The organism is Novosphingobium beihaiense (assembly GCF_022832375.1).
GTDB classification, from domain to species: domain Bacteria; phylum Pseudomonadota; class Alphaproteobacteria; order Sphingomonadales; family Sphingomonadaceae; genus Novosphingobium; species Novosphingobium beihaiensis.
On sequence record NZ_JALHLG010000001.1, the window covers coordinates 44,274 to 70,401 of the forward strand.

General features: G+C 63.4%; 28 protein-coding genes. 13 read left to right on the top strand and 15 right to left on the bottom strand.

The window, feature by feature from the left end:
• Window positions 1-92 precede the first annotated feature (92 nt).
• Window positions 93-863, top strand: coding sequence for a hydroxyacylglutathione hydrolase (gene gloB, locus MTR66_RS00265; RefSeq protein ID WP_243916889.1), 771 nt, complete (start codon window positions 93-95; stop codon window positions 861-863).
• A 2-nt stretch (window positions 864-865) separates the two neighbouring features.
• Here gloB and MTR66_RS00270 read toward each other — a convergent pair whose 3' ends face one another.
• From MTR66_RS00270 to MTR66_RS00315, 10 genes are all read right to left on the bottom strand, one after another.
• The gene (locus MTR66_RS00270; protein WP_243916890.1) at window positions 866-2,404 is read right to left on the bottom strand and encodes a hypothetical protein; all 1,539 of its coding nucleotides are present in this window, start codon (window positions 2,402-2,404) and stop codon (window positions 866-868) included.
• Between the two features lie 95 nt (window positions 2,405-2,499).
• On the bottom strand, window positions 2,500-2,688 hold the full coding sequence (locus MTR66_RS00275) for a hypothetical protein (protein ID WP_243916891.1): 189 nt from the start codon (window positions 2,686-2,688) through the stop codon (window positions 2,500-2,502).
• A gap of 141 nt (window positions 2,689-2,829) precedes the next feature.
• Entirely contained in the window at window positions 2,830-3,405 is a 576-nt protein-coding gene (locus MTR66_RS00280; protein ID WP_243916892.1) for a F0F1 ATP synthase subunit B family protein, read from the bottom strand.
• Window positions 3,398-3,892 carry a F0F1 ATP synthase subunit B family protein gene (locus MTR66_RS00285; protein WP_243916899.1) on the bottom strand — a complete coding sequence of 165 codons (495 nt, stop codon included), beginning with the start codon at window positions 3,890-3,892 and terminating at the stop codon, window positions 3,398-3,400. Before MTR66_RS00285 ends, MTR66_RS00280 begins: the two co-directional genes overlap by 8 nt.
• A 102-nt stretch (window positions 3,893-3,994) precedes the next feature.
• The gene (locus MTR66_RS00290; RefSeq protein ID WP_008833283.1) at window positions 3,995-4,219 is read right to left on the bottom strand and encodes a F0F1 ATP synthase subunit C; all 225 of its coding nucleotides are present in this window, start codon (window positions 4,217-4,219) and stop codon (window positions 3,995-3,997) included.
• 39 nt (window positions 4,220-4,258) lie between these two features.
• A complete protein-coding gene (locus MTR66_RS00295) occupies window positions 4,259-5,044 on the bottom strand; it encodes a F0F1 ATP synthase subunit A (protein ID WP_243916907.1) in 786 nt (261 codons plus the stop codon).
• A gap of 54 nt (window positions 5,045-5,098) precedes the next feature.
• On the bottom strand, window positions 5,099-5,419 hold the full coding sequence (locus MTR66_RS00300) for an AtpZ/AtpI family protein (RefSeq protein WP_243916909.1): 321 nt from the start codon (window positions 5,417-5,419) through the stop codon (window positions 5,099-5,101).
• 295 nt (window positions 5,420-5,714) lie between these two features.
• Window positions 5,715-6,128, bottom strand: coding sequence for a YdbL family probable chaperone protein (locus MTR66_RS00305; protein ID WP_243916911.1), 414 nt, complete (start codon window positions 6,126-6,128; stop codon window positions 5,715-5,717).
• Window positions 6,128-6,421, bottom strand: coding sequence for a YnbE family lipoprotein (locus tag MTR66_RS00310; protein WP_243916919.1), 294 nt, complete (start codon window positions 6,419-6,421; stop codon window positions 6,128-6,130). Before MTR66_RS00310 ends, MTR66_RS00305 begins: the two co-directional genes overlap by 1 nt.
• Entirely contained in the window at window positions 6,418-9,627 is a 3,210-nt protein-coding gene (locus MTR66_RS00315; RefSeq protein WP_243916922.1) for an intermembrane phospholipid transport YdbH family protein, read from the bottom strand. Before MTR66_RS00315 ends, MTR66_RS00310 begins: the two co-directional genes overlap by 4 nt.
• A 53-nt stretch (window positions 9,628-9,680) precedes the next feature.
• Between MTR66_RS00315 and radC the strand changes: the two genes are divergently transcribed.
• The 3 genes from radC to MTR66_RS00330 all read left to right on the top strand — a co-directional run bounded on the left by radC (window position 9,681) and on the right by MTR66_RS00330 (window position 13,114).
• Entirely contained in the window at window positions 9,681-10,433 is a 753-nt protein-coding gene (gene radC / locus MTR66_RS00320; RefSeq protein ID WP_243916924.1) for a RadC family protein, read from the top strand.
• Window positions 10,433-11,200, top strand: coding sequence for an NRDE family protein (locus MTR66_RS00325; protein WP_243916926.1), 768 nt, complete (start codon window positions 10,433-10,435; stop codon window positions 11,198-11,200). Before radC ends, MTR66_RS00325 begins: the two co-directional genes overlap by 1 nt.
• Window positions 11,201-11,317: 117 nt before the next feature.
• Window positions 11,318-13,114: an SLC13 family permease gene (locus MTR66_RS00330; protein WP_243916928.1), complete on the top strand. Its 1,797-nt coding sequence runs from the start codon at window positions 11,318-11,320 to the stop codon at window positions 13,112-13,114.
• A gap of 107 nt (window positions 13,115-13,221) precedes the next feature.
• On the opposite strand, the gene MTR66_RS00335 is transcribed toward MTR66_RS00330, so the two are convergent.
• Window positions 13,222-14,271 carry an alpha/beta fold hydrolase gene (locus tag MTR66_RS00335; protein WP_243916929.1) on the bottom strand — a complete coding sequence of 350 codons (1,050 nt, stop codon included), beginning with the start codon at window positions 14,269-14,271 and terminating at the stop codon, window positions 13,222-13,224.
• 149 nt (window positions 14,272-14,420) lie between these two features.
• Between MTR66_RS00335 and purB the strand changes: the two genes are divergently transcribed.
• The 4 genes from purB (at window position 14,421) to MTR66_RS00355 (ending at window position 17,699) form a co-directional block, all read left to right on the top strand.
• Complete coding sequence (purB, locus tag MTR66_RS00340; protein WP_243916930.1) at window positions 14,421-15,734, top strand: adenylosuccinate lyase; 1,314 nt, start codon at window positions 14,421-14,423, stop codon at window positions 15,732-15,734.
• A gap of 76 nt (window positions 15,735-15,810) precedes the next feature.
• Window positions 15,811-16,176, top strand: coding sequence for a lipopolysaccharide assembly protein LapA domain-containing protein (locus tag MTR66_RS00345; RefSeq protein ID WP_243916931.1), 366 nt, complete (start codon window positions 15,811-15,813; stop codon window positions 16,174-16,176).
• Window positions 16,177-16,180: 4 nt separating this feature from the next.
• Window positions 16,181-16,858: an orotidine-5'-phosphate decarboxylase gene (gene pyrF, locus MTR66_RS00350; RefSeq protein ID WP_243916932.1), complete on the top strand. Its 678-nt coding sequence runs from the start codon at window positions 16,181-16,183 to the stop codon at window positions 16,856-16,858.
• A gap of 70 nt (window positions 16,859-16,928) precedes the next feature.
• A complete protein-coding gene (locus MTR66_RS00355) occupies window positions 16,929-17,699 on the top strand; it encodes an SIMPL domain-containing protein (RefSeq protein ID WP_243916934.1) in 771 nt (256 codons plus the stop codon).
• A gap of 273 nt (window positions 17,700-17,972) precedes the next feature.
• On the opposite strand, the gene MTR66_RS00360 is transcribed toward MTR66_RS00355, so the two are convergent.
• Complete coding sequence (locus MTR66_RS00360) at window positions 17,973-18,332, bottom strand: DUF4019 domain-containing protein (RefSeq protein ID WP_243916937.1); 360 nt, start codon at window positions 18,330-18,332, stop codon at window positions 17,973-17,975.
• A 114-nt stretch (window positions 18,333-18,446) separates the two neighbouring features.
• Here MTR66_RS00360 and MTR66_RS00365 point away from each other — a divergent pair, with 114 nt between their 5' ends.
• The gene (locus tag MTR66_RS00365; protein WP_243916939.1) at window positions 18,447-19,088 is read left to right on the top strand and encodes a phosphoribosylanthranilate isomerase; all 642 of its coding nucleotides are present in this window, start codon (window positions 18,447-18,449) and stop codon (window positions 19,086-19,088) included.
• A 57-nt stretch (window positions 19,089-19,145) separates the two neighbouring features.
• Here the strand turns inward: MTR66_RS00365 and MTR66_RS00370 are convergent, their stop codons facing one another.
• Together MTR66_RS00370 and MTR66_RS00375 are read right to left on the bottom strand one after the other, a co-directional pair.
• Window positions 19,146-19,613 carry an outer membrane protein gene (locus MTR66_RS00370; protein WP_243916941.1) on the bottom strand — a complete coding sequence of 156 codons (468 nt, stop codon included), beginning with the start codon at window positions 19,611-19,613 and terminating at the stop codon, window positions 19,146-19,148.
• Between the two features lie 273 nt (window positions 19,614-19,886).
• Window positions 19,887-20,354, bottom strand: a complete 468-nt coding sequence (locus MTR66_RS00375; RefSeq protein ID WP_243916942.1) for a hypothetical protein — start codon at window positions 20,352-20,354, stop codon at window positions 19,887-19,889.
• 358 nt (window positions 20,355-20,712) lie between these two features.
• Between MTR66_RS00375 and trpB the strand changes: the two genes are divergently transcribed.
• The 4 genes from trpB to MTR66_RS00395 are packed head-to-tail and all read left to right on the top strand — an operon-like array spanning window position 20,713 to window position 24,329.
• Window positions 20,713-21,954: a tryptophan synthase subunit beta gene (gene trpB / locus MTR66_RS00380; protein WP_243916943.1), complete on the top strand. Its 1,242-nt coding sequence runs from the start codon at window positions 20,713-20,715 to the stop codon at window positions 21,952-21,954.
• A 14-nt stretch (window positions 21,955-21,968) separates the two neighbouring features.
• Complete coding sequence (locus MTR66_RS00385; RefSeq protein ID WP_243916944.1) at window positions 21,969-22,202, top strand: hypothetical protein; 234 nt, start codon at window positions 21,969-21,971, stop codon at window positions 22,200-22,202.
• The gene (trpA, locus tag MTR66_RS00390) at window positions 22,199-22,975 is read left to right on the top strand and encodes a tryptophan synthase subunit alpha (RefSeq protein ID WP_243916945.1); all 777 of its coding nucleotides are present in this window, start codon (window positions 22,199-22,201) and stop codon (window positions 22,973-22,975) included. The genes MTR66_RS00385 and trpA overlap by 4 nt, the downstream gene beginning before the upstream one ends.
• A gap of 7 nt (window positions 22,976-22,982) precedes the next feature.
• Window positions 22,983-24,329: a bifunctional folylpolyglutamate synthase/dihydrofolate synthase gene (locus MTR66_RS00395; RefSeq protein ID WP_243916946.1), complete on the top strand. Its 1,347-nt coding sequence runs from the start codon at window positions 22,983-22,985 to the stop codon at window positions 24,327-24,329.
• Here MTR66_RS00395 and MTR66_RS00400 read toward each other — a convergent pair.
• Window positions 24,326-26,005, bottom strand: coding sequence for an AmpG family muropeptide MFS transporter (locus tag MTR66_RS00400; protein ID WP_243916948.1), 1,680 nt, complete (start codon window positions 26,003-26,005; stop codon window positions 24,326-24,328). The two genes, MTR66_RS00395 and MTR66_RS00400, sit on opposite strands and share 4 nt — an antisense overlap.
• Between the last annotated feature and the right edge of the window lie 123 nt (window positions 26,006-26,128).

Here is a 26,128-nt window from a genome sequence, read left to right on the forward strand (position 1 = left end):
CAAGAGCCCGTCCGGCCCTTTCCTTCGGGATTGGCCGGGCGGGCTTTTGCTTTGCGCTCCAGACGCTAGACTGGCGGACGAGGAGAATTCCGATGCTCGAAGTCCACCAATTCCCCTGCCTGTCCGACAACTACGGCTACCTGCTCCACGATCCCGCGAGCGAGGAGACCGTCTGCATCGACACGCCCGATGCGGACGAATACCTGCGGCAGGCGGGCCGCAAAGGCTGGCAGATCACGCAAGTCTGGAACACCCACTGGCACCCGGACCATGCGGGCGGCAACGAGGCGATCAAGGCCGCCACCGGCTGCCGGATCACCGCCCCCGCCGGGGACGCCGCCAAGATCGCCGGAGCCGACCGGCTGGTAAAACAGGGCGACACCGTCTCGATCGGCGATCGCAAGGGCACCGTGATCGACGTGGGCGGACATACGCTGGGACACATCGCCTATCACCTGCCCGGCGCCGCAATGGCTTTCGTCGGCGATTCGCTTTTCGCACTGGGCTGCGGGCGCATGTTCGAGGGCACGGCGGAACAGTTCTGGGCGAGCCTGGGGCGGCTGAAGGCCCTGCCTCCCGAAACGATGCTCTACTGCGCGCATGAATATACCGAAGCGAATCTGAAATTCGCCCTTCACGCCGATCCCGGAAACGCCGATCTGGCCGCCTATGCCAGGGACATTGCCCGCTGGCGCGAAGCGGGCCTGCCCACGGTTCCCGCCAAGCTGGAACGCGAACTCAAGACGAATCCCTTCTTGCGCGCCGACGATCCCTCCATGCAGGCCCGCTGGGCTCCAGCCGGTCATCCCCATGATGCCATCGCGACGTTTTCCGCCTTGCGATCTGCCAAGGATACATTCTGAATCTATGGCTCAGCCTGTCCTGAGCGCCCCCTGCCGCATTGACTGTAGACCACCTGTTCCTGAGCTCCGTACTGGTCGTAGAGTGTAAAGCGGCGGCGTTTGGCACATCCGTCCAGATATGAGTCGAGCAAAGCCACTGCCCGGTCATTCAGAGGCGAGCCCTGAAGCGGAACCTGCCGCACAACTGTCCCCGGCCTTTGCGCGAGGATACGATGAACTTCTGCTAGTTGGTTTCTGCCTATCGCCGAAGCCTCTGTCATATCAAAGAGATGGGAGACAAAAACCAGTCGCGATGGAGGAAGGCTGCCGGTCAGCACATAGAGGTAGCTGAGTTGTCCGGCGACAAAGAGCCCCCCCTGCCCTTTTTCCTTGCGAACATAGTTTACCAGTTCTGCGGAAGCTGCCCGGGCCCGAATACGTGCAGGCACGTCAAGTGCAGATGAAAAAGGCAAAATCGAAGTGGCCAGACCCGCTAGAGCCAGCAGCCCCACCCGTCCTTGCTCATAAAGACCGCTCGCCATAACGCACAACGCAGGCACCAAGGCCATCAGATAGAACTCGAAGATGTTGGGATACAGCAAAATCGCAAACGCCGCCGCTCCTAGCCAACCAGAAACCAATCTGACGGTTACCCGGCCTTGATCGTTCCGCCTCAGCCTGAGCCAGCCCAGCAGCGCCACCCCCGTTGGCAGAGCCATGACAGTCAGGACAGCAGGAAGGCGGCTCAGGCGTTCGTGAGCCCCCATATACTGCCTTTCCAAGTTCGACCCTACCAGCGCATGCCAGAACGGATCGAAATATCCTGCGAACCAGAAACCAAAGGCAAACGTCAGCAACGGCGCTGCGCCAACTATGGCCAAAACCATAGAACTGCGGACAATACGGGGCAGCGGAGCACCCGCATGCCATCCTATGGCGCAATAGGCCGCGCCAAAAAAAATGGCCTCGAAAGCTGCGGATTGCTTGCACATTAGCGCTAGTCCCGCTGCGAAAAAGCCACCCACAAGCGGCAAATCCACCCGCCCTTCCCGGACTACATCAATGCGCGAAACCACACTCCAGACACAAATGGCCAACATCGGCTCATAAAACACCACCGACTGCCCGTTGGCGCCGCCGAACTGAAAGCTAAGAAGAAGGTAGGAAATACCGGCCAGGAAAGCGCCACGCCGATCGGCAAGCTTTACCGCTATCCCCTGCACCACAGTTGCGCCAACCGCGCAGAAAAGTGTGGCTGCCAGTTGGTAGCAAACCGGGGAATCCCAGATCCAGGCAAACAGTGCATACAGGTAATAGAGGACCGGCCCCTTGCGGTCCCAGATATCCACATAGAGCCGGGCCTCTTCGGTCAGGCGATGACCTACCAGCGCATAGAACTGATCATCGACTTCGAAAGTCCAATCGCCAAGCAATGCGGCATGCAGCAGCATCGACAAGGCCAGATAGACACAAAACTCCGGGATGCCATTTGCAGGCACGTCCTTGTGCCTTGCTGCTGTTAACTCAGGATAGCGCCTAAAAATACCGGCCTTGGTTGACATTCGCGGCACGCTCCTCCGGGTTGACCGGCACTGGCTTTAGCCCGAACAATCTTACCAAATTAACCACGACTTGCCCTTTGGCAGTGCAGCCCTGCTCAAGTATCCGGAAACGACAAGGTCCGGTTGAGGCGATCCATAACTTCTTCTAGCGGCTCGATCACGGTAGTACTGCGCCCTTCGCCAAAACGGAGGCGCGTCCCTTCGTCCACTTGCGAGATGAATGTCACTTGCGATGCGTTGATAACAATCGGCGTCCGGTCCGCTCCAGTCAGCTTTATGAACATGACTCACCTCTCCGTGTTATTGTCCTTCGAACCTAGCGTTTTTCGCGCCGGAAACCAGCGGGACATAAAACGGGCAAAAGAAAAGCCCCCGTCCTGCGACAGGGGCTCTCTTATCCTTTTAACCGGCCATGCGGCGGGAAATCAGATCCCGGCGATGGCCTGGTCCACCAGTGCCTTGTCGGCATCGGCGGAATGGTTGGAGGCGATCAGCCCTTTGGCGGCAGCGGCAGCAGCAGCGGCGGCCTGATTGCGCAGATCGGTCACAGCGGCCAGTTCGGCAGCGGCGATCTTGTCCTGCGCCATCTTTTCGCGGCGGACGATCACGTCAGCCGTGTCCTGCTCGGCCTTGGCGACGATCGCTTCGGCTTCATGACGGGCATGATCGAGCATCGCGGCCGCGTCCTTTTCGGCGTTCGCGATCTTGTCGGCATATTCCTTGCGCAGGGCTTCCGCCTCGGCGCGCAGGGTCTTGGCTTCCTCAAGCTGCGCCTTGATCTCGGCGATCTGGGAATCGAGGCCCCGGGTCAGCATGCCCGGAAGGCCCTTCCAGACGGCAATGGCGAGCAGCACGATCATCGAGGCACTGACAACGGCGACCGGCGGCGCGATGCCGAGCAGCGCCGGTTCGGCGTGATGCTCTACATGCGCGGTAGTCGCACCGGCGACTTCGGCACCTTCATGAGCAAGACCCTGCTCTACGGCAACATTCTCAGCCATGGACCAGGTTCTCCTTCACGGCCGAACGGACAGCGGCGTCATCGAGCGAAAGACCGGCAACGCGGCCGACGATATCGCGCGCGGCATCCGCGGCAACATCCTCGATCTCGGCAGCGGCCGAACGGCATGCCTCGGCAATACGGCTTTCGGCATCGGCCAGCTTGCCGTCGATAACGGTCTGGGCCGCTGCAAGACGGTCTGCGGTGGCTGCAGCAGCCTTGCCGCGCGCATCCGCGATCAGGGCCTGCGCCTCGGCGCGGTTGGCGTTTTCACGCGCACGCCAGGAAGCCTCTTCCTCATCCGCCTGCTTGCGGGCACGTTCCGCGGCGAGAAGGTCGTCGGCAATCTGCTTGTCACGCTGCGCGACCGTATCCATCACTTTCGGCACCATGCCCCGCCCAACGGCGAAGAAGGTAAAACCGAAAAAGATCAGCAGCCAGAAGATCTGGCTGGAATAGGTCGCGGCGAGCTGTGCGATCTGAGGCATGGATCAGCCCTGTCTCGAAGTGGCCGTAAAAATTCCTGCGGTCCGCGTCCGGCGCCCAACCAAAGGGTCCGGGCAGCCGGAGCGGCCGCTAGCACGTTGCGATCAGGCGAAGATCAGCAGCGCGGCGATAACGAACGAAAGCAGGCCCAGAAGCTCGGCACCGGCGAAGCCGATGAACAGGCGGCCCTGCTGGGCGTCAGCGGCGCCCGGATTGCGCAGCGCGCCTTCGAGGAACTTGGCGAAAACGTTGCCCACGCCGATCGAAGCGAGGCCAGCGCCGATAGCGGCGAAACCAGCACCAAGCAGCTTTGCAGCTTCTGCGTCCATTTCAAAAACTCCCTTTGGAAAACCCGTGTGGCGGTAAAATCAGTGAAGATTCTCAGCGTCATTGAGATAGACGCAAGTGAGAAGAGCGAAAACGTAAGCCTGGATACCGGCAACCAGCAGCTCAAGCGCGCAGATGCCGACCATCAGGACGAAGCTGGGCAGACCGGCAATGGCGAAGAGGCCGATGCTGGCATTGCCCGAGCTGATCACGAAGCTGGAAAGCACTTCGAGCAGGACGTGGCCGGCCATCATCGCAACGAACAGTCGCAGGCCAAGGCTGAACGGACGCACCATGAACGAGATCAGCTCGACCACGAAAATAGCCGGGATCATCAGGGCAGGCGTACCGTGCGGCACGAAAAGCGAGAAGAAGTGCAGCTTGTGCTTCACGAAACCGACAATGATCACGATCGAGAACGAAAGGATCGAAAGCACGCCGGTGGCCGAGAAGTGGCTGGTAAACGTGAAGGCGTGAAGCCCGATCACGCCCAGCGGCAGGAGGCCAAGGAAGTTCGCGAAGAGAATGAACATGAACAGCGAGAAGATGTAAGGCACATACTTCTTGCCGTTGGGGCCGACATTCGCGGCCAGCATGCCGTCGACGAAGCCGGTAAAAGTCTCCACCGCCATCTGCCAGCGGCCGGGCACGAGCTGGCGCTTGGCACCGCCCGCCACGAAGACGAACAGCAGCAGGGCCGCGATCGCCATCCACAACGTACTGTTAGTGAATGCGATGTTATAACCAGCGATATTCCAGCTATCCGATCCGAACAACGGATGGATGCTGAACTGGTGCATCGGGTCGACCTTGCCTTCGGCTGCCACGCGAATATCCCTGTCGCCTAGTGAACGGCAGCGCCCCTTCCCACCCCCCTTGGGTCAGTCAGGACGCCGGTTCGAAATCCGGATTATGTTCCTGAAGGCAATGAATATTCCAACGAACATCATCACCAACAGACCCCAGGGCGACGTCCCGGCAAAGTGATCAATCACCCAGCCCAGGAACAAGCCGCCCGCGACGCCCCCCAGCAATTCCGACAGCACGCGATTCCCGGCACGATAATTCTCGTCCGTTTCCACACCCGCCGCCGGCTGGTTGCGCTTTTCCTCTCGCTCTCGAAGGGCTTTCAGCCGCTCGTCAAGCGCGTCGATCCGCGCGTCCTCGCCAACAGGACCTCGGGCAGACGGCTCATCGTTCATGTCAGGCTCCTCCATCATGCAGGAACGTTTGACGCGTTCAACGGCTACCCGCCCAGGGCGCCGCCCCCTTAGGTTGCGCCATTTCGCGAGTCAACCTTGCCACGTGCCGCGCGGCCACTCTTGGCGCCGCACTGCGGCCTTGAGGCCACTAGACGGCTTTAACATCACGGCTAAATCCTACCAATACCGCGTTGGCGATACGGCACAATAAAGGGCCGGAAGGCAGCTTGCCCTCCGGCCCTGTTTTTCCCGAATCAACGGATACTTGCGCCTGCCTGTCTTTACCCGGCTGTCTTTACTTGCAGCCAGCCGGGCGCGGCGGCAGCCCTGCACCGCGCGTCTGCCAGGATCCGTCCGGTGCCCGGTACTTTTCGCCGGGCTTGGTTTCCGCAAGCAGGCGGCAGGCCGTCGCCGTGGCATATTCCTGCACCGTGCTCTTCGAGGCGGAAGCGCCTTCGGTGTAGACCGCACGCCGCTTGTTGTTGATATCGCGCACCATTGCCACGATGGCCTGCGGCTGACTGCCGACAACACCCAGATAGCCGTCCTGCTGCTCGCCCACCTGCCCGGCGGAGCGTGCAGCGGCATATTCCGGGCTGCGCCCCTGCGCATGGACCGCCACGGCCCCAGTGGCGAGCAGTGCAGCGGCGACGGCCATTTTCGTGGCCGCTCCGGCCTTCCTGAAACTCTTGATAGACAACCTGGTCATCAGAAAATGTCCTTGTTCTCTTCGATCGTCTTGGCCGCTTGAGCGTCCAGGCGATATACAACTTCCTGACGGATATTGATGTTCAGTTCGATCACGATCGGCTTGTCGGGTGCCGAGACATTCACACAGCCCCCGAGAATGCCGGCCATGCCTGCAGCCATCAACATCCCGCCAGCGCGAACGGCGCGCCTGCCGGACCTTTGCCCTTCCCGCTGCAATATCATCTCGTCCCGCGCTGTCATGGCCGGGTTTCTTGCAGCCGGAACGCCTCCGGTCAATTCGCGTGGCATCATGGAGTTTTCTCACTGACTGAAGGCTGAATGGCGGAAACGGACACATCTGGCTGCGGCCCGGCCTTGAGGCTCCCTCCGGTTCCGATCAGGCCAAGTGTGCGCGGATCCACCACATAGTTGGGATCGTAGAGCGAGCGAAGCGGCGCGAAGAGGCTGAAGAACGGCGCCTTGATATTGAGCACGAAACGGATCGGCAGCTTGGCGATCTGCTTCGTCAGGAAATTCTTCTTGGCGCCAAGCCCCTGGCTGATGCCGTTGAAGCTGACGCGCGTGATGATTTCACCTGCCAGCGTGCCGCCGAGCGAAATTTCCATGCGCTTGAAATCCACCGACTTGAGCATGTCGAACGCAAAATTGCCCATTGTCGACAAGTCCTTGTAAGTCAGCTCTCCGACATAGGCCACATTGCCGCCGGGCGGGCGCGATACGAGATAGCCGTTCTCGATCCGCCCTCCGTTCTCGTCGAAAATCAACGGCAATTGCCCATCGAACACACCCGAAGCATTGAGGTTGGACATATCCAGATGGCGCACGAACGTCGCAGCATCGAGCCCTTGCACCTTAAGCGTATAGTGCCGCGTTTCGGCCACTCCGATCGTCATGCGCGCAGGCTCAAGCGTCAGCGTGCCGTTCATGAACGGCCACTTTGCGCCGTTGACCTGCAGCACATAGCCTGGCTTCATCTCGAACGAGAGCGTGCCATCGGTTACTTCGATGCCGGGATTGATCGAGGCGATATGCAGCGTTTGGTCCGGAGCCGTGACGAAGCCCAGCAGGTCGGTCAGCACGACTTGCCCCGAAAGCCCCTTCACCGGACCGAATGGCGCTGCGAAATCCACACCCTTGGTGGCAATGCGGCCATGACTGGTGACGCCCTGTTCGTTCCAGTCGATACGCCCTGTGCCATCGGCCGAGCCTTCCAGGTTGGAAACCACGCCAACGGCCAGGTCCGACAAGTCCCCCGCCTGCAGCTTGTCGTCGAAGCGCAAGTCATCGACGGTCAGGTCGGCGTGGCCCGTGGTGGTAGCAAGATCGTGGACAATGTCTGCCTGCACGACTTCGCGATCGCTTTGCGGCTCCCGGATGACCGCATGGGCGGTGATCACGTTGTCCACCAGCCGCAGCGTCGCGTCGCGGGCGATCATCGGCTTGAACCGGGCTACCGGCTCGCGGTCGGTGAGCGTGAACGCCGCTCCGTCGATCGAGAGCACGCCTCCGGTATAGTGCCAGTTGCCTGCCGTCTTGAGCATATTGAGCGGCACGGCAGCCAGACGGACATCGGCTTCGCTGAACGTCCCGCCGACATCGTCTCCTATGCGCGCTTCCAGATCGCTGACGCGGAAGTGTGAGGCGCTGTCAGGCGGGCCGAGATCGACTGTGAGCGCGCTGGCCTTGATCGTGCCCGGTGCCGTTCCCGTCATCCCGAAACCAAGCGGCCCGCTGGCAATGGCAACCGGCGTTTCCCCCAGGCGCCCGGACAAATCGAGTGCGCTCACGCCCGCCGCGATCCGCAGAGCACCTCCCCGGCTGCGAACGATTGCCCCGTCTGCCGCCGGGCATACCGAAAGGCTGTGACGATCGAGCGTAAGGCTGGAGAATTGCAGTGCACGGAAAGCGACTTGTGTGCAGCGCGGCCAGATCGCGAGATCGCCATTGGCCGCCCACTGGCCCTCGACCGGAACGATCAGGCCGGCGGCCCGTCCACCGGGCAAGCCGCCTGAAAGCTCGGCCTGCCCGGTAAACCGCAGCGCACCGCGCGCGTCTTGCACCAAAGACAGACGGGGCAAGGATACGCTGTCCTTGCCTGCACGGTATTGGGGCATCGTCACATGCATGGCCAGCCGCCCGTCCGTGCCGCTTTCCATACGGCCCGAGATTTTCGGCAGCCCGCGCCCGCCCGTGGCGAAATTGCCAGTGACACGGGGCGGCCCCTGCGGCGCGAACATCGCCTGAACCCGCGAGAGCGTGAGCAAGGACGCCCCGCTGCCGCCCCGCATCGCTCCCCGGGGGACGACAAGGCTGTATCCTTCGCCCGTACGGCGGAAGATCAGACTGGCAGCAAGCGAGCTGCCGCGCGTCTCCTGTTGCAGCGCCGTCCGCATCTTCGCTGCCAGTGGCGCCACCAGCGTGCCCTCGCCAGTCTGCTGAACCCCCGCCAGCGAACGATCCAGCGCAGGACCGAGTGCCATATCCTTGCCGCGCAAATCGCCATCGATGTCGAAACGCGCCAGTCCATCGGCCGACCGGGCGCGCCCATCGAACGAAAGACTCGCAAAACGCGCCTGCGGCGTCGCAAGACCGCGCGCGGTAAGATCGTAGCGGGCATTAAGTGAGCCATCCCGGTACGTGACATGCGCCGTTCCAGAAGCGCTTTCGATGCGGTTGTTTGCATAGCGGCCGCGCTCCGCGCGCAAGCCCAGCTTGCCCTCCCCGCCATCGAACCGCTCGTTGAGCGTCACATCAAGCTTCATCCCGGCCTCGGCCAGTTGCATGGCCTTGTCCGGACAGGCGAGGTTCTTCAACCGCACCGGCCCTTCGAACCGTGGCTTGCGCGATGCCGTTGTAACCTTGCCGTAGAGACTGGCATGGTCCGCGGTGCAGCCCTCGAACGCCAGTTCCGGCACGACAGCGGCCAGTTCACCGGAGAATCCGCCGCGCAGCGGGCCCGCGCCTTCCAGCTTGGCGCCAATACGGCCGTAATCGCTTTCAATCAGGGCCCGGCCATCCTTAATCGCGACATCGAGATCGGGCATCTCGAAAGGTCCGCCTTCCCCTGAGAACAGCACTTTGTCGAGCGTGCCGAAGCTGATCTTACCGCCACGCACAGTGCCATAGAGCCGCGGCTGCACCACGGTGATCCGCCCTATCCCCGGCAGCCCCCAGTAAAGCTGCGTCGCAACGCGCAATTCCTTCACTGTCAGATCGGGTTTTTGCGGGTCGCCGATCACCAGATTACGGATAACCTGTTCCGACGGCCCAATCGACACCACTTCGTAGCGCGCGGGCAGCCCCATCGAATCGAGCTGGCCAGCAATCAAGTCGTCGGCAATATCCTTGCGCAGCGCCCACGCCAGCCCGAGCACGGCCAGCAATACGGCCAGAGCCGCAAGCAGCAAAAAGCGCCAGCGAGCGCGGCGCACGGGCGGCGCACTCGCTTCATCGGCCTCCAAACCGGGCCCGGAAAACTGGTCCTGCTCTTGCGCCATCCGCTCCATCACTTGCGCTGGCCGCGCGGGAAAGGCAATTGTTTGTGCAGCCTATGCCAGACGACGCCCCACTCTTCGATGAACGCGCCGCACCTGCGCAACGCTCCACATCGGTGGCACCCCCTGGCGATTCCGCCAACGATCCCAGCGGCCATCGCAAGCGGCTGCGCAAGCGGCTGCTCGAAGGCGGGCTGGAAGCGCTGGCCGATCACGAAGTGATAGAACTCCTGCTAGCGCAGGCGGTTGCCCGGCGCGACATGAAGCCGCTGGCACGCAGCCTGCTGCAGCGCTTCGGCTCGCTGGCAGGCGTGCTCCAGGCCGATCCGCGCACGCTGGAAGCCCATCCCGGTATGGGCGAGGCGACTGCGGCGGCTCTGCAGCTCGTGCGCGTTGCCGCCACACGCATGGCGCGCGAGAAAGTGCGCAAAGCGCCGGTGATCGGCTCCTGGCAGGCGCTGATCGACTACCTGACCATCGACATGGCCCACCTGACGGTCGAGCGTGTGCGCGTGCTCTATCTCAACGCGCGCAACATGCTGGTGCTGGACGATCTTGTCGGTGAAGGCTCTATCGACGAAGCCGCCATCCATCCGCGCGAAGTGATCCGCCGCGCGCTGGATATCGGCGCCACGGCACTGATTCTCGTCCACAACCACCCATCCGGCTCCCCCCAGCCCAGCCGGGCGGACATCGACATCACCAACCGTATCGCCGAAGCCGGGCGGCTGCTGGGCATCACGGTGCACGACCATGTGATCATAGGGCGCGAAGGGCATGTCAGCCTGCGGATGAAAGGGCTGATCTGATGTGCGTTGCCGCTCTTGCCTGGGATGCACATCCCAGCTGGCTGCTCGTCTGTGCGGGCAACCGGGACGAATTTCATGCGCGCCCCGCGGCCCCCCTCTCCCGCTGGACCGATGGAACAGGCATCCTCGCCGGAACCGACCTGACCGGCGGCGGTACCTGGCTCGGCCTCACCGACGCCGGGCGGTTCGCGCTCGTTACCAATTACCGCGTGCCCGAAGGCCCGCAGCCCGGCCGCCCTTCGCGCGGGCGGCTGGTTACCGATCTGCTCACTGGCACGCAGCCGGATAGCATGGCAGCGATGAATCCGTTCAATCTGGTGCTGGTGGAAGCAGGAAGCGCATGGTTCCTCACCAACCACCCGCAACTGGAACGAAGGCGCCTGACACCGGGAATACATGGTCTTTCGAACGGCGGTTTCGATGTCCCCTGGCCGAAAACCGTGCAAGTGGAGCGCGCCGTGGAACAGTGGCTGGCACGCGGTGAAACGGACGTTTCAGCCCTGCTGCCAGCCCTTCGCGACGAAACGCCCGCAGTCGATAGCGCCCGCCCGCATCATGGACCGGAACCGCGCTTCGCCCCCGTCTTCATTCGTAACGAGATCTACGGAACCCGCTGCAGCACGGTAGTGGCGATATCGCGCGATGGACATGGTACAATCGTGGAACGCAGCTTCTCGCCGGAGGGCCATGTTACCGGCGTACGCAAAGAGTACTTCACGTGGCCTGTCAGCCAGGCAGGGCAGGAAACTGATATGACAGGGTTTTAACTTCACCTTCTCCATTCTCAATCTTTTCTATAGACAATTAAACTTGCATAGTTTGCAATTCCCGCTAACGCCTGACACAGCCTATTTGGCCAACGTGGGGGAAAGGCAGCAACGACGATGATCCTGGGCTTCGACGTGAGTTCGCCCGCCGTGATGGGCGTCCTCCTGATCCTGCTCTTTCTGGCCTTCGCCTTCGAACTGGCCGCGCCTGAAGTGGCCGCGCTGGTGCTCGTCAGCGTGCTGCTGGTGCTGGGCGTGATCTCCACCAGCGACGTGCAGGCCGCCATGGGCAACCCGGCCCCGCTCACCATCGTGTGTATGTTCATCATCTCCTCGGCCATGGTGCGCACAGGGGCGCTCGATTTCCTGGCCACGCGCATCACCGGCATCGGCAAGACCCGGCCGATGGTTTCGATCGCCGCCTTCCTCGCCGTGATCGCCACTCTGTCCGCCTTCACCAATAATACGCCGCTGGTGATGATGATGATCCCGGTGGGCATGACGCTGGCCAGGGAACTGGGCATTGCCCCGTCCAAGATCCTGATGCCGGTTTCCTTTGCCGCCGTTCTGGGCGGCACGGTGACGCTGCTGGGCACCTCGACCAACATTCTGGTCGATGGCGTAGCGCGCAAGGCGGGGCTTGCTCCCTTCTCGATCTTCGAAATCGCGCCCGTTGGCCTGATCGTGGCCACGATCGGCGTGATCTGGCTAACCTTGTCCCACCGGCTTCTGCCAGAACGCCACACGGTCGCCGCCGTGTCCTCCTCCAGCGACAACAAGCGCTTTGTCGTCTCGGTCTTCATTGAGGCTGGCTCCCCCTACATCGGCCAGAAGCCTGCGGACATAGACCTCTTCGCGCGCCCGGAACGCCGCCTTGTCGACGTGCTGCGCGGCGACGAATCGCTGCGGCGCGGTTTCGACCGGTTCACGCTGGAAGAAGGCGACATTCTGGTGATGCGCACTTCGGCCAGCGATGTCATGACGATCAAGGAGCACGGCCAGCACGCGCTGACCGCCGCCTCCACCACCGATCCGCACCTCGTCCAGCTGTCCACGCGCAATTCGGTCATGGCCGAGACACTGCTGGCGCCGGGCGCGGAGCTGATCGGCCATACCCTGGCGGATTTGCGCCTGCGCCGCCGCTACGGCGTCTATCCCATCGCGCTGCACCGCAAGGGCACCAATCTTGAGGAACGCTACGAAACCGTTCCTCTGGAGGTGGGCGACACGATCCTGATGGAAGGCGCGCCCGAAGACCTGCGCCGCCTTGTCGAGGACCAGCAACTGGTCAACATCGCCGAGCCGACCGCGCGTGGGTTCCGCCGCAACAAGGCCTGGATCGCGGTGGGCACGATGATCGGCATCGTCATCGCCGCGGCGTTCAACGTGATGCCGCTGGCGGGGCTGGCCGTGCTCGGCGTCGCCGTCGTGCTCGGCATGCGCTGCGTGGAGCCGGACGAAGCCTTCAAATCGGTGGACTGGCGCATCATCGCCCTGATCGTGGCCATGCTTTCGATCGGCACGGCGCTGGAAAAGACCGGCATGGTCGAGGCCATCGTAGGTCTGGCCGAACCCTGGCTCGGCACCATGGGGCCTTTCGCGGCACTGGTGGTGATCTATGTGCTCAGCCTGGTGCTGACCGAACTGGTGACGAACAATGCCGTTGCCGTCGTCGTCACTCCCATCGCCGTCAGTCTCGCCCAGGCCCTTCACACCGATCCGCGCCCGTTCGTGGTCGCAGTGATGTTCGCCGCCTCGGCCAGCTTCCTCACGCCGATAGGCTATCAGACCAACACCCTGGTCTATGGTGCCGGCGGCTACAAGTTCACCGACTTCTACCGCTTCGGCTTTCCGCTGACGCTGATCGTATCGATCACCACGCTGATCATGATCCCCCTGATCTGGCCGTTCTGAGAGTCCGTTTGGAAATTCGCTGGAAGCGACTTTCGCGGCACCGGCCCGCTCCCCCACGGAAAATGCCCGAATGGGCATTTTCCAAACAGCCCCAGAGTCCTCCCTGATCAGGGGGCCGAACGCGCCAGTTCCGCCAACAGAGCCCGGTTGAACGCCGCCGGGGCCTCGACCTGCGGCGAATGCCCGTAGCCGGCAAAGCGCACGATTCGCGATGCGGGCATGGCGGCAGCGGCAGCCGCTGCCACTTCGGGGATCGGGCGCAGCCGCGCCTTGACCGCATCGGGCGCCTGTCCTTTGCCGAACGTCGTGGTGTCCTTCATGCCGATCATGAGCGTCACCGGCACGGCCAGCCGCCCGAATTCGTGCGAAACCGGCTGGGTCAGGATCATTTCCGCGGTCTTCGCCTGCGCCAGCTCAACGGCATCGCCGTCATCCGTCGCGTACTGGCCTGCCAGCATATCCACCCAGCGATCGTATGCGGGCCGCCACTGGCCGTGATAGTAGGTATTCAACTGATAGGCCTTGATAGCGGCACGATCCTTGGCCTTCTCCCGCTCCAGCAGGACTGCCAGCGGGCGATAGGGCACGCCCTGCTCCATCCGGTCCACGAGGCCCAGCGGGTTGATCAGCACCAGTCTGGCGGGCACCTGCGGATACATCAGCGCAAACCGCAAGGCGAGCATGCCTCCGGTCGAATGCGCGATAATAACCGGCTTCCCGATCCCCAGCGACGCGATCAGCCGGTGCGTAGCCTCCGCCATCATCGCGAACGAATATTGCGCGTCCCGCGGCTTGGATGACTTGCAGAAACCAAGCTGATCGGGAATCACCACGCGATAGCCCGCATCGAGCAGCGCCCGGGCGGACGCCTCCCAGGTCGCACCGCAGAAGTTCTTTCCGTGCAGGAGAACGGCCGTCTTGCCATTGGGCCGCTCAGGCCGCACGTCCATGTAGGCCATGCGCGCATCCTCGTCTCCCACCACAACCGGCAGGAACCTGACCGGCCAGGGATAAGCGAAATGCTCCAGATCGGTGCCCAGCGGCAAGACGGCAGATTTTCCCTGCGGTGCCGGTGCTGGCCCATCATCCGCGTTCGCGGCCACCGGGGCAATCAACGCCGCCGCCAGCAGGGCAGCACTATGGCGGATCGTATTCATGAAAGCGGTCTCCTGCTGCGGAATTACGGGCTTGGCTCTACCCGCCGGTGCGGATTTTCCGCACCGGAAAGCGGCCAATCGCGCGCTAAGCCTTGCCATTCGTGCGGCTGCACCTTAGCGGCTGCCCGCGTCACACCAAGGAGTTTGCAATGGTCCCCCGCTATGCCCGTCCCGCCATGACCGCGATCTGGGAACCGGAAGCCCGCTACCGCATCTGGTTCGAGATCGAGGCGCATGCCGCCGTCAAGATGGGTGAAATGGGCACGGTACCCGCCAGCGCGGGCAAGGCGCTGTGGGACTGGTGGGCGACGGACCCGAAAGTCGATGTCGCCGCGATCGACGCCAAGGAAGCCGTGCTCAAGCACGACGTGATCGCTTTCCTCGACTGGGTGGCTGAACAGGTGGGCCCCGAAGCGCGCTTCATGCACCAGGGCATGACCAGCTCCGACGTGCTCGATACCACGCTCAACGTCCAGCTGGTGCGCGCCGCCGATATCCTGCTGGCCGATCTCGACGATCTGCTGGCCGCAATCAAGCGCCGGGCCGAAGAGCACAAGTACACCCCCTGCATCGGCCGCAGCCACGGCATCCACGCCGAGCCAGTAACGTTCGGCCTGAAGCTGGCCGAAGCCTATGCCGAATTCTCCCGCGCGAAGAAGCGCCTGATCGCCGCGCGCGAGGAAGTGGCCACCTGCGCGATTTCGGGTGCGGTCGGCACGTTCGCCAATGTCGATCCGGCGGTTGAAGTCTATGTCGCCGAGAAGATGGGCCTCGATATCGAGCCGGTCTCCACACAGGTCATCCCGCGCGACCGCCACGCGATGTTCTTCGCCACGCTCGCCGTGATCGCCAGCTCGATCGAGCGCCTTGCCGTCGAAGTGCGCCACCTGCAGCGCACCGAAGTGCTGGAGGCCGAGGAATATTTCTCGCCCGGCCAGAAGGGCTCCTCGGCGATGCCGCACAAGCGCAATCCGGTGCTGACCGAGAACCTCACCGGGCAGGCCCGCATGATCCGCTCCTACGCCATGCCCGCGATGGAAAACGTGGCGCTGTGGCACGAGCGCGATATCTCGCACTCCTCGGTCGAGCGTTTCATTGGCCCGGACGCGACGATCACGCTCGATTTCTCACTGGCGCGCCTTACCGGCGTGATCGACAAGCTGCTCGTCTATCCCGAGCGCATGCAGAAGAACCTCGACCGCATGGGCGGCCTCGTCCACTCGCAGCGCGTGCTGCTGGCGCTGACGCAGGCGGGCCTCACCCGCGACGAGAGCTACCGCCTCGTCCAGCGTAATGCGATGAAGGTGTGGGAATCGGATGGCCAGCTCAGCCTGATGGAACTGCTCAAGGCCGATCCCGACGTTACCGCCGCACTGAGCGCCGAGACGATCGAGGAAAAGTTCAACCTCGATTATCACTTCAAGCACGTCGATACGATCTTCGCCCGGGTGTTCGGGGCGTGAAGAGCGCGCCCTCTCTTCCCATGCTCCCGATTCGCGCCTAGCATTCCGCCTTTCCGCAAGGGGAGCAGGAGGAAAAATGAAGATCGTCCGCACTGTCACCTGGATCGTGATCACGGCCGTCATGGTCGCCTTCATCGCCATGAACTGGAAGAAGGTGGCGGTGAACTTCTGGCCGCTCGACGATGGCAACTACCTCCACTTCGAATGGCCTGTCGGAGTGGTGGCGCTGCTGTTCTTCCTGCTCGGTCTGGCGCCGTCCTGGCTCTATCTGCGCGCGGTGCGCTGGCGGATGAGCCGCCGGATCGCCAGCCTCGAAAACTCGCTGAGGGCCAGTTCGATGCCCTCGGTCAGCACACGCTCCGAAACGCCGGCCGCCTCCGGAGCCTCGTCCCCGGCAACGCCGCTCGAAACGCCTTCAAACCCCAGCTCTGCGGAAGTCTGAACCGATGAACCATAATCCCGTCTTTCTCGCTCTCGACATGCCCCGTCTCGACGCCGCAGAGGCGCTGGCGCGAAAGGTCGCGGGCCATATCGGCGGGATCAAGCTGGGGCTCGAATTCTTCTGCGCCCATGGCCACCACGGCGTGCACGAGTTGCACAAGCTGGGCCTGCCTGTCTTCCTCGACCTGAAACTGCACGATATCCCGAACACCGTGGCGGCTGCCATGCAGGCGATCCACGTGCTTGAACCGGCGATCGTAACGGTCCACGCCGCGGGCGGACGGGCGATGATGGAAGATGCCAAGGCCGCGGCGGGCGAAAATACCAAGGTCGTCGGCGTCACCGTGCTGACCAGCCTCGATGACGACGATCTCACCGCCATCGGCGTGAAGGCCGATCCCAACGAGCAGGCGCTGCGCCTGGCCGAATTGGCTCATTCCGCCGGGCTCGACGGTATTGTCTGTTCCGGCCATGAAGTCGGCGCGGTCCACAAACAGTGGAAGGACGGCTTCTTCGTCGTCCCCGGCCTGCGCCCTGCCGAGAGCGGGAACGGAGACCAGAAGCGCATCGTCACCCCGCGCCAGGCGCGCGATGCCGGGGCCGGCGTGCTGGTGATCGGCCGCCCGATCAGCCGCGCCGAAGATCCGCTGGCCGCCGCGAAAGCCATCGAAGCCACGCTCTGAACGGGTTCAGGCTGGGGAAACCTCTTCCTGTGCAGACCGTTGATCCGGGAATGCAACAGGAGGATGTCCGATGAAACTGCCCCACCTTGCCAGTGCCCTGGCGCTCAGCCTGCCCCTGACAGCGCTTGGCGCGCCGTCCGTATCGGCGCAGACCGCCGCTTCGGTCCTGATGGAACAGGGTCACACGCTGCTCCAGATCAACGCCCAGGGCACTTCGACCCGCGAACCGGACATGGCCACCTTCTCGGCCGGCGTAACCACCCGCGGCCAGACCGCCAGTACTGCCCTGTCTGAAAACGCGGCGCGAATGAACAAAGTCATCGCGGCCCTCAAACGCGCCGGGATCGCCGCCAAGGACATTCAGACCCGCAATCTTTCCGTCAACCCGGTCTACTCGCAGCCGGCGCGGCGCCCCGATGGCAGCTATGACAGCGACGAGCGCCGGATCATCGCCTATCAGGCGGACAATCAGGTCAGCGTGCGTCAGCGCAAGCTGGACGACTATGGCAAAGTGATCGATGCGCTGGTTTCCGCCGGGGCCAATCAGGTCAACGGGCCGGACTTCACGCTTTCCCATCCCGAAGCCGCGCAGGACGAGGCCCGCATCGACGCCATCAAGGAAGCCCGCCGCCGGGCGGACCTCTATGCCGAGGCGGCAGGCCTGCACGTCGTGCGGATACTCTCCGTCACCGAATCGGGCGGCTTCAACCCGCCGATCATGCTGACGGCCGCCAAGCGGATGATGACCGACGAAGCCGCCCCCTCACCCGTCGCGGCGGGCGAAGTGGACGTTAAGGTCAATCTCAACGTCCGGTTCGAACTGGCGCCCGGAGACGCTTGAACAGCGACATATGGTCAACGTGTATCCAGCGTTGATCATCTAGCGGCTGCTTTCAGATCCTCCCCTTCAGGGGAGGATTGTCTATTTGCCCCACTTCGCTCATCCTGAGCCTGCCGAAGGTTGGAAACGCTGCACTATGCCGCCGGGGCTTCGACAAGCTCAGCCTGAGCGGGAACGGCAAACACGGCCGCACTTCCCGCTGCCTTCCTGCAATCCAACAAACTCTAAGCGGACCTTGGAAAGCTCGCTTATACCACGCCTAGAACCCAGGCCTCAATTCAGCATCATGTCCTGCGACTGGATATGATATCCCACCAGTGCAAGCTTGCCCTCGTCTTCCTTGCGGTAGACGAACTGCTCGGTACCGGTGCCTTTCTCGAACGTGGTCTGCATGGTCAGGGTCAGGAACGTGCCGCCAGTGGTAGCATTGGTGTTCCAGCCCACCTGCTTGCTTTCCTTGACCTTGCCCAGCTTGCGGTGGACTGCTTCCAGCAGCTTGCCGAAACGGTCTCGCGTAGTGGCCTTGTGCAATTGGGGATCGGCCTTGGACCACAGCTTCTGCCATTGCCCGGCATCCAGCGCCGCATGAAACTGGCCTACTTCCACCGATGCGTCCTGGAAGGACTCCTTCATGCTGCACCCGGCAAGCATTGCAGCAACGGCAAACGGCATTAGATAGCGCGCGAGACGGTTCATTCGGGTCCCTCATTCAAATATGCGGCCCTCAATCTAGGCGAGAACGCACCGATGCCAACTCCGGCGGTCAAGATATGCGGAATCAGCACGCACGATGCGCTGGAAGCAGCGGTCCGTGCGCGCGCCGCCTATGCCGGTTTCGTGTTCTTCGCCAAAAGCCCCCGCAACGTTACGCCCGCGCAAGCCGCCGAACTCGGCGCGCGGGCACAAGGACGCATCCAGCGCGTGGGCCTGTTCGTCGATGCCAATGATGCCGCCATTGCCGAAGCCGTGACCGCCGCCGGACTCGACGTGCTGCAGCTCCACGGCAAGGAAAGTCCGGAACGGGCCGCGCAACTGCGGGCGCGGTTCGGATTGCCAGTATGGAAGGCCATGCCCATCGCCAGTATCGGCGATGTCGCGCGGGCCCATGCTTATGGCGGGGCTGCCGATCTCATGCTGTTCGATGCCAAGACGCCGACGGACGCCCTTCCCGGCGGCATGGGCCTGAGCTTCGACTGGAGCCTGATCGCGCACTGGGACGGCCCCATCAAATGGGGGCTGGCTGGCGGCCTGAATGCCGAAAACGTCGGCCAGGCCCTGGCGCTTACCGGCGCGCCGCTCGTTGATACCTCATCGGGCGTGGAAAGCGCTCCGGGCGTGAAGGACGTGGACAAGATCGCCGCCTTCTGCGCCGCCGCGCGCATGGCATGAAAAAAGGCGGCCCGCACCAAGCGGACCGCCCTCCTTATCCAGCCGTGGGATGCCGGATCAGAACTTCATGCCAACGCCGATCAGGCCCATGTCAGCATCGGGAGTGCTGTCGCCGACGAGCAGGTGCTGATATTCGCCCTTCACGAAGTAGCGCGAACCCAGATCCTGCTGCACGCCCGCGCCAACGCCAACGGCGCTGTTGCAGTAACGGCAGTACTTGGACTGCCAGCTCGCCACACCATAGACCTTGGTGCCGGGCTGAACCTTGACGCCGGCGCGGCCGCCAACGCCCCAGCTGACGCGGGTGTTGCTGGCCAGCACCTTGTCGGCCGAGCCCTGAACACCAACGAAGAACTTGTCGCCGAGATCGTAGTCGTAACCGGCTGCGACGCCCGCAACTGCATCGCTGTCGCTACCGTCCCAGACCACGCCGCCGCGCGCTTCGACGCGGGCTTCGTTGGCCAGGGCGGGGGTGGCAGCAGCCGCAGCGGCAACCGCGGCGAGCGAAACAAGTGCAATACGCATAATCTTATAACTCCAGTATTTTATGCCCGGCCCTCACCGGGGAAGGCCCGCTGCGCCCCGCGCCCTTGCTGCCAGATGAACGATTTTTTTCTCCAGAAGCCAAAGTGTAAGAAAACTGCCATATAGACACATTTCCTTGTCATTTCCGCGCCTTGAATTGCATATAATGCAATTGAAATCGTCCAGGCCCACACCAGTGCGCGCGCTGCGGCCCAGGAAAAGGCGGCCATCAAAAGGCAGGCCTGCCCTCTTCTCCACGCGCGAAATTCGAGGTCAGAACTTCATGCCGACACCGGCCAGAACCGCGTCGGTATCCGGCACATGGTCGTCCACGAGATAGTGGCGGTACTCCAGCTTTCCGTAAAGCTTGTGGCCCAGATCCTGCTGATAGCCCGCACCAACGGCAACCGACTCATTGCAGCTCGCGCAGAACTTGGTCTGATAGTCCGAGAGAGCATAGATTTTGCCGCCCGTACCGGTTTTCAGCCCGACACGGCCGCCGAAACCCCAGGATACACGCGTGTTCGATGCCAGCACTTTATCGGCTGATACATCGACACCGGCAAAGGCCTTGTCGCCCAGGTCAAAGTCGTAACCGCCGGCAACGCCCGCGATCGCTTCGGTATCGCCCTTATTCCAGATGACGCCGCCGCGAGTCTCCACACGGGTCTCGTTGGCAAGCGCGGGGGTAGCAAGCACGGCCGCAGCGGCCGCGCCAAGCGAGACGATGGCAATGCGCATATTCGATACTCCAAATGGTCTTCCCGGCTATCCGGGACACCATCCGGCTAAGCCCGCCGCGCTTGCCGCCAAGTGAACCAATCAGGGCCATTTCAAGGCAAATATTCGCAGTTCGATGACGGCTTGCGACAGCTCAAACACATTTGAATTTCAACGATATTTTCTGTCGTTTCAGCGCATTCCCGGATCACCGTTCAGCCTCCGGAAAGGCGCCGCCTCCGCCCCCGCTGTCAAGCCGCCCGTGCGGCCGGTCCTGCTGCATGCAGGATAGCCTGAGCGCCCTGCATCGAGCGGCGTGCCGGTGCTCTGGCAAGGGCCCCTCTGGACAAGCCCCGGCCCCTCTGCCAAGCGCAGGCGCATGACTGCCCAACCGCCTGTGAATTCGCTGCGTTCGCTGCCCGATGCCTCCGGCCACTTCGGCCAGTTCGGCGGGCGCTATGTCGCCGAGACGCTGATGCCGCTCATTCTCGATCTGGAGAAAGAGTACCGCAAGGCACAGGACGATCCCGAATTCTGGGCCGAGTTCGATGCGCTGATGAAGGATTTCGTCGGCCGCCCCAGCCCGCTCTATTACGCCCCGCGCATGACGGAGCACTTCCGCGAGGCCGCTCCCGCCGGAAAAGGCCCGAAGATCTACTTCAAGCGCGAAGAGCTCAATCACACCGGCGCGCACAAGATCAACAACTGCATCGGCCAGATCCTGCTGGCGATGCGCATGGGCAAGACCAAGATCATCGCCGAGACCGGCGCGGGCCAGCACGGCGTTGCCACGGCGACGGTCGCCGCGCGCTTCGGCCTCGAATGCAAGATCTTCATGGGCGCGACCGATGTCGAGCGGCAGAAGCCCAATGTCTTCCGCATGAAGCTGCTGGGTGCCGAAGTAGTGCCGGTGACAAGCGGCGCGATGACGCTGAAAGACGCGATGAACGACGCGCTGCGCCACTGGGTCGCGAACGTCCACGATACCTTCTACATCATCGGCACGGCGGCTGGCCCGCACCCCTATCCCGAGCTGGTGCGCGATTTCCAGTCGATCATCGGCAAGGAAACCCGCGAACAGATCATGGAAAAGGAAGGCCGCCTGCCCGATATGCTGGTGGCTGCCGTCGGCGGCGGGTCCAATGCGATCGGCCTGTTCCACCCCTTCCTAGACGATCCCGAAGTCGCGATGACCGGGATCGAGGCGGCAGGCTTCGGCATCGAAAGCGGCAAGCACGCCGCTTCGCTGACCGGCGGCAAGCCCGGCATCCTCCACGGCAACAAGACCTACCTGCTGCAGGACGAGGACGGCCAGATCACCGAAGCGCATTCGATCAGCGCAGGCCTCGACTATCCCGGCCTCGGCCCCGAGCACTCCTGGCTGCACGAAAGCGGCCGCGTGCGCTATGTGCCGATCACCGACGATCAGGCGCTGGAAGCCTTCAAACTGTGCTGCTCGCTGGAGGGCATCATCCCGGCGCTCGAAAGCGCCCATGCGCTGGCCGCCCTGCCCCAGCTCACCGCCGAAATGGACGAGGACAAGATCCTTGTCGTCAACGTCTCGGGACGCGGGGACAAGGATATCTTCACTGTGGCCGAGGCGCTGGGGGTGGAATTGTGATCAAGCGGGACAGCATGCCCGTATACTTCTTGGAAGCCCTTGCTGTCCTGCTGGTCGTCGGTCCAGTGACTGACCTAGCCCGCTATTTGCCGTTCCACAATTTCAGCACCGAGGGCTGGACATATTGGCCTTTGGGCGACTGGTTCGCCGGGCGCTTCGATTTCCTGTCCATCTTCTTCCTCGCCGGATTGTCCTTGCTCATTGCCGCTATCCGCCGTGCTGCCTCGAAAGAACTGTTCGACGAATGACCCGCTTCGAAACCGCCTTTGCCAAAGGCCCCGCCCTCGTCTGCTTCATCACCGGCGGTGACGGCGACACTGCCGCCAATCTCGACGCGCTGGTCGAAGGCGGCGCCGATGTGATCGAGTTGGGGATGCCCTTCACCGATCCCATGGCCGATGGCCCGGCGATTCAAGAAGCCAATATCCGCAGCCTCGACAAAGGCACGCGCACGGCGGACATCTTCCGCATGGCCGCCGAGTTCCGTGCGCGGCACCCGCACGTGCCGCTGGTGCTGATGGGCTATGCCAACCCGATGACCGTCCGCGGCCCCGAGTGGTTCGCCGCCGAATGCGCCAAGGCAGGGGTGGACGGCGTGATCTGCGTCGACATTCCGCCAGAAGAAGACGCCGCGCTGGGCCCGGCCCTGCGCGGTGCAGGCGTATCGCTGATCCGTCTCGCCACGCCCACGACCGACGCCGCGCGGCTGCCCGCCGTGCTCGAAGGCTCCTCGGGCTTTCTCTATTACGTTTCGGTCGCGGGTATCACCGGCATGCAGCAGGCCGCGCAGGCCTCGATTGAGGATGCCGTGGCCCGGCTCAAGGCCGCCTCGAACATTCCCGTCGCCGTCGGCTTCGGCGTGCGCACCCCCGAACAGGCCAGCCAGATCGCCAAGGTCGCGGACGGCGTCGTCGTCGGTTCGGCGCTGGTCGATCTGGTCAAGCAGCATGGCGACAAGGCAGCGGGGCCGCTCAAGGAACTGACCTCGGCGCTGGCCGAAGCGGTGCATTCGGCCCGCTGACCGCTCCGTGACGCGGCCTTCCGACTTCGCGGTTTCGGACAATCCGCGCGTGCAGGCCCAGCTTGACCGGCTGGGGGCGCTCTCCGTGCCGCAAGGACGGATCGGGCTCGACACGATCCGGGCGCTGCTGGACCGGCTCGGCAATCCGCAACGCCACTTGCCGCCCGTCTTCCATGTCGCAGGCACCAACGGCAAGGGCTCGACCTGCGCGTTCCTGCGCGCGGCGCTGGAGGTGGCGGGCCGGACCGTGCATGTCTTCACCAGCCCCCACCTCGTGCGCTTCAACGAGCGCATCCGCGTGGCCGGAACGCTGATCGAGGACGCCATGCTGGCAGAGCTGCTGGCCGAAGTGCTCGATGCGGCCGAAGCTGCCGGGATCGCCGCCAGCTTCTTCGAAGTCTCCACCGCCGCCGCCTTTCTGGCTTTCACACGCGTGCCCGCCGATGCCTGCGTGATCGAGGTGGGCCTCGGCGGCCGGTTCGATGCCACCAATGTGATTGAGGCACCGGCGGTCTGCGGCATCGCCTCGCTGGGCATAGACCACGAGGCCTTCCTGCTTGCCGCCGAAAAGGGCGTGCCGGACGATCCGCTCACCCGTATCGCATTCGAGAAGGCCGGGATCGCCAAGCCCGGCGTACCGCTGGTGACCCTCGGCTACACGAGCGCCATGGACCAGGCTCTGGACAAACGGGCGAAACTGGCGGGCGCCCCCCACATCCAGCACGGGCGTGACTGGTTCGTCGAAGCGGGCGCCGAAAATTTCATATACCGCGACACCAAGGGCGCGCTTACACTGCCTGTACCGGCGATGCCCGGCGCCCATCAGATCATCAACGCGGGCCTCGCCATTGCCATGCTGCGCCATCAGAGCGCCTTGGCCGTGCCCGATGCGGCACTGGCTGAGGCCATGCACCGCGCCCACTGGCCCGCGCGCCTGCAGCGTCTGCACGAAGGCCCGCTCACCGCCCTGCTCCCGCCCGACACCCCTTGCTGGCTGGACGGCGGGCACAACCCCGATGCGGGACAAGCCCTGGCGCGCCACTTCGGCCGGACTGGCGCGAATATCCACCTCGTCATCGGCATGCTGGCGAACAAGGCCCCGGCCGCGCTGCTCGAACCGCTGCGCCAGCGGCTGGCCAGCGTGACGGTGGTGCCGGTGTCCGGCCACGCCTGCCATGACCTTCCGGCCTTCGAGGAAGGCCCCTCAATTCCGCGCCCCGAAGCGGCCGCCGATGTGGCCGAAGCTCTGCAAAGGCTGACTGTGGATCCAGCCAGCGGGGATATCGTACTGATTGCAGGCTCGCTCTATCTCGCCGGTGTGGTTCTGGGCGAGAACGGGGAATTGCCTGATTAATCGTCCTTGGCCCGGCGGCGCGATACCCGCCACCATTCCAGCGCCGTCAGCACGACCGCGATCAACCCGATCCAGGTCACGAAGATAAACATGGCATAGTAACCCTGCTGCTCGATCATCTTGCCGAGCGCACCGCGTCCCAGCGTGCCTACCAGCAGCGTCAGCGACGACAGCAGCGCGTATTGCACCGCGCTGTACCCCTTCGCCACCACAGAGGACAGCCAGGCGACATAAGCCGCCCCGGCAATGCCCGTCGCCAGGTTTTCCAGCCCGATCGTCGCCATCAGTGTGGCGAGCCGCGGTTCTCCCCCCAGGCTCGCTATCAGACTTGTCAGCCCCACCATTTTCGAAAAGGCCGCCATATGCGCCCCCCCAACGGCGAGATCGGCGTAGAGGAGGTTGGTGACCGCAGCGAGCACCGCGCCCATCAGCATTGTCGGCATGCGGCCCAGAACTGTCAGCAATCCGCCGCCGATCGCAAGGCCCAGCACCGTGGCGCCAACGCCGAAGAACTTCGAGGCGATCGCCACTTCGTCGTTCGTGTAGTGCAGATAGCCCAGATAGAAGGGATAGGCGAACGTCCCCCAGATCGCGTCGCATATGCGGTAGGTCAGCACGAGCGCCAGGATCAGCACAAGCGACCATCCCATACGCCCGACAAATTCCACCAGCGGCGAGAGAAGAGCGTGGTAGAGCTGATCGAGAACCGGCCAGCTTCCATCTTCCCGATGCGCATCCTCGGTCAGGACATAGCGCCCCCGGCGCTGCTGTACCGCAAGCCAGCCCGCGATCAGCGCAGGCAGCACGATCGTGGCCACAACGATCAACGGACCGGCCGTGGCGATAAACACGGTCGGATTGGGGCGCTCGTCGGGAACCGACGTCATCGACAGCACCATGAACGTGATCACGGTGACAAGCGCCGCCGCCCACAGCGAACCGACGATCAACAGCGCACGCAGCCGCACCTTGGGCGCAAGCTCGCCCCGCCTGCGCAAGGCCTGCAAGGCATCCATCTGTTCGGCCGTGGGCCCGCTCGCTTCCGCGTCGGGCGCGAACAGTCCGGCCAACCCGATCGCGAGCAGAATGACGCCCATCGTCAGGTACGTCTCCGGCCAGCCGATGCGCGCGGCCAGAATCAGCGCCAGCGCCCCCCCTGCAAGCGAGGCGAGCCGGTAGCCCATCTGGTAGACTGTCGAAAGCATATCGAGCGGTGCGTCTTCGTCCGCAACGTCGATGCGCCAGGCGTTGATCACGATGTCCTGTGTGGCGGATGCAAAGGCACCAATCGCAGCAAGCAACGAGAACCAGCCCAGCTCATCGCGCGGATTGAGCAGGCTGAGAGTGACGAGAATCACGCCCAGCAGCACTTGCGCGAGCACGATCCACTGCTTGCGCTTCCCCAGCCGCCGCATCACCGGAATATCGACCCGGTCCAGCAGCGGCGACCACAGGAACTGAAAGGCATAAGCCAGCCCGATCAGCGAGAACACGCCCATGGTTTCAAGATCGACACCGGCTTCGCTCAGCCAGGCATAGAGTGAACCCAGGAACAGCGCGAAGGGCAGTCCGCTGGCGAACCCGAACAAGGCCATGAAACCGGTCTTGCGGTTGCCAAGCGCGGCAAGCAGAACATGACGCCCCTTTCCGGGACGGCTTGCGGCGGTAGCGGACATTGAGGGCGAACTCCCTTGAAAGACGGGCCCGGGTGCAGTTCGGGCAACGATCCGGGGACGGTAGCCTATGCCACCGGCAAGGGAAGGCTGGATGAAGCCGCCATCAACAGGTATGGCGCCGGA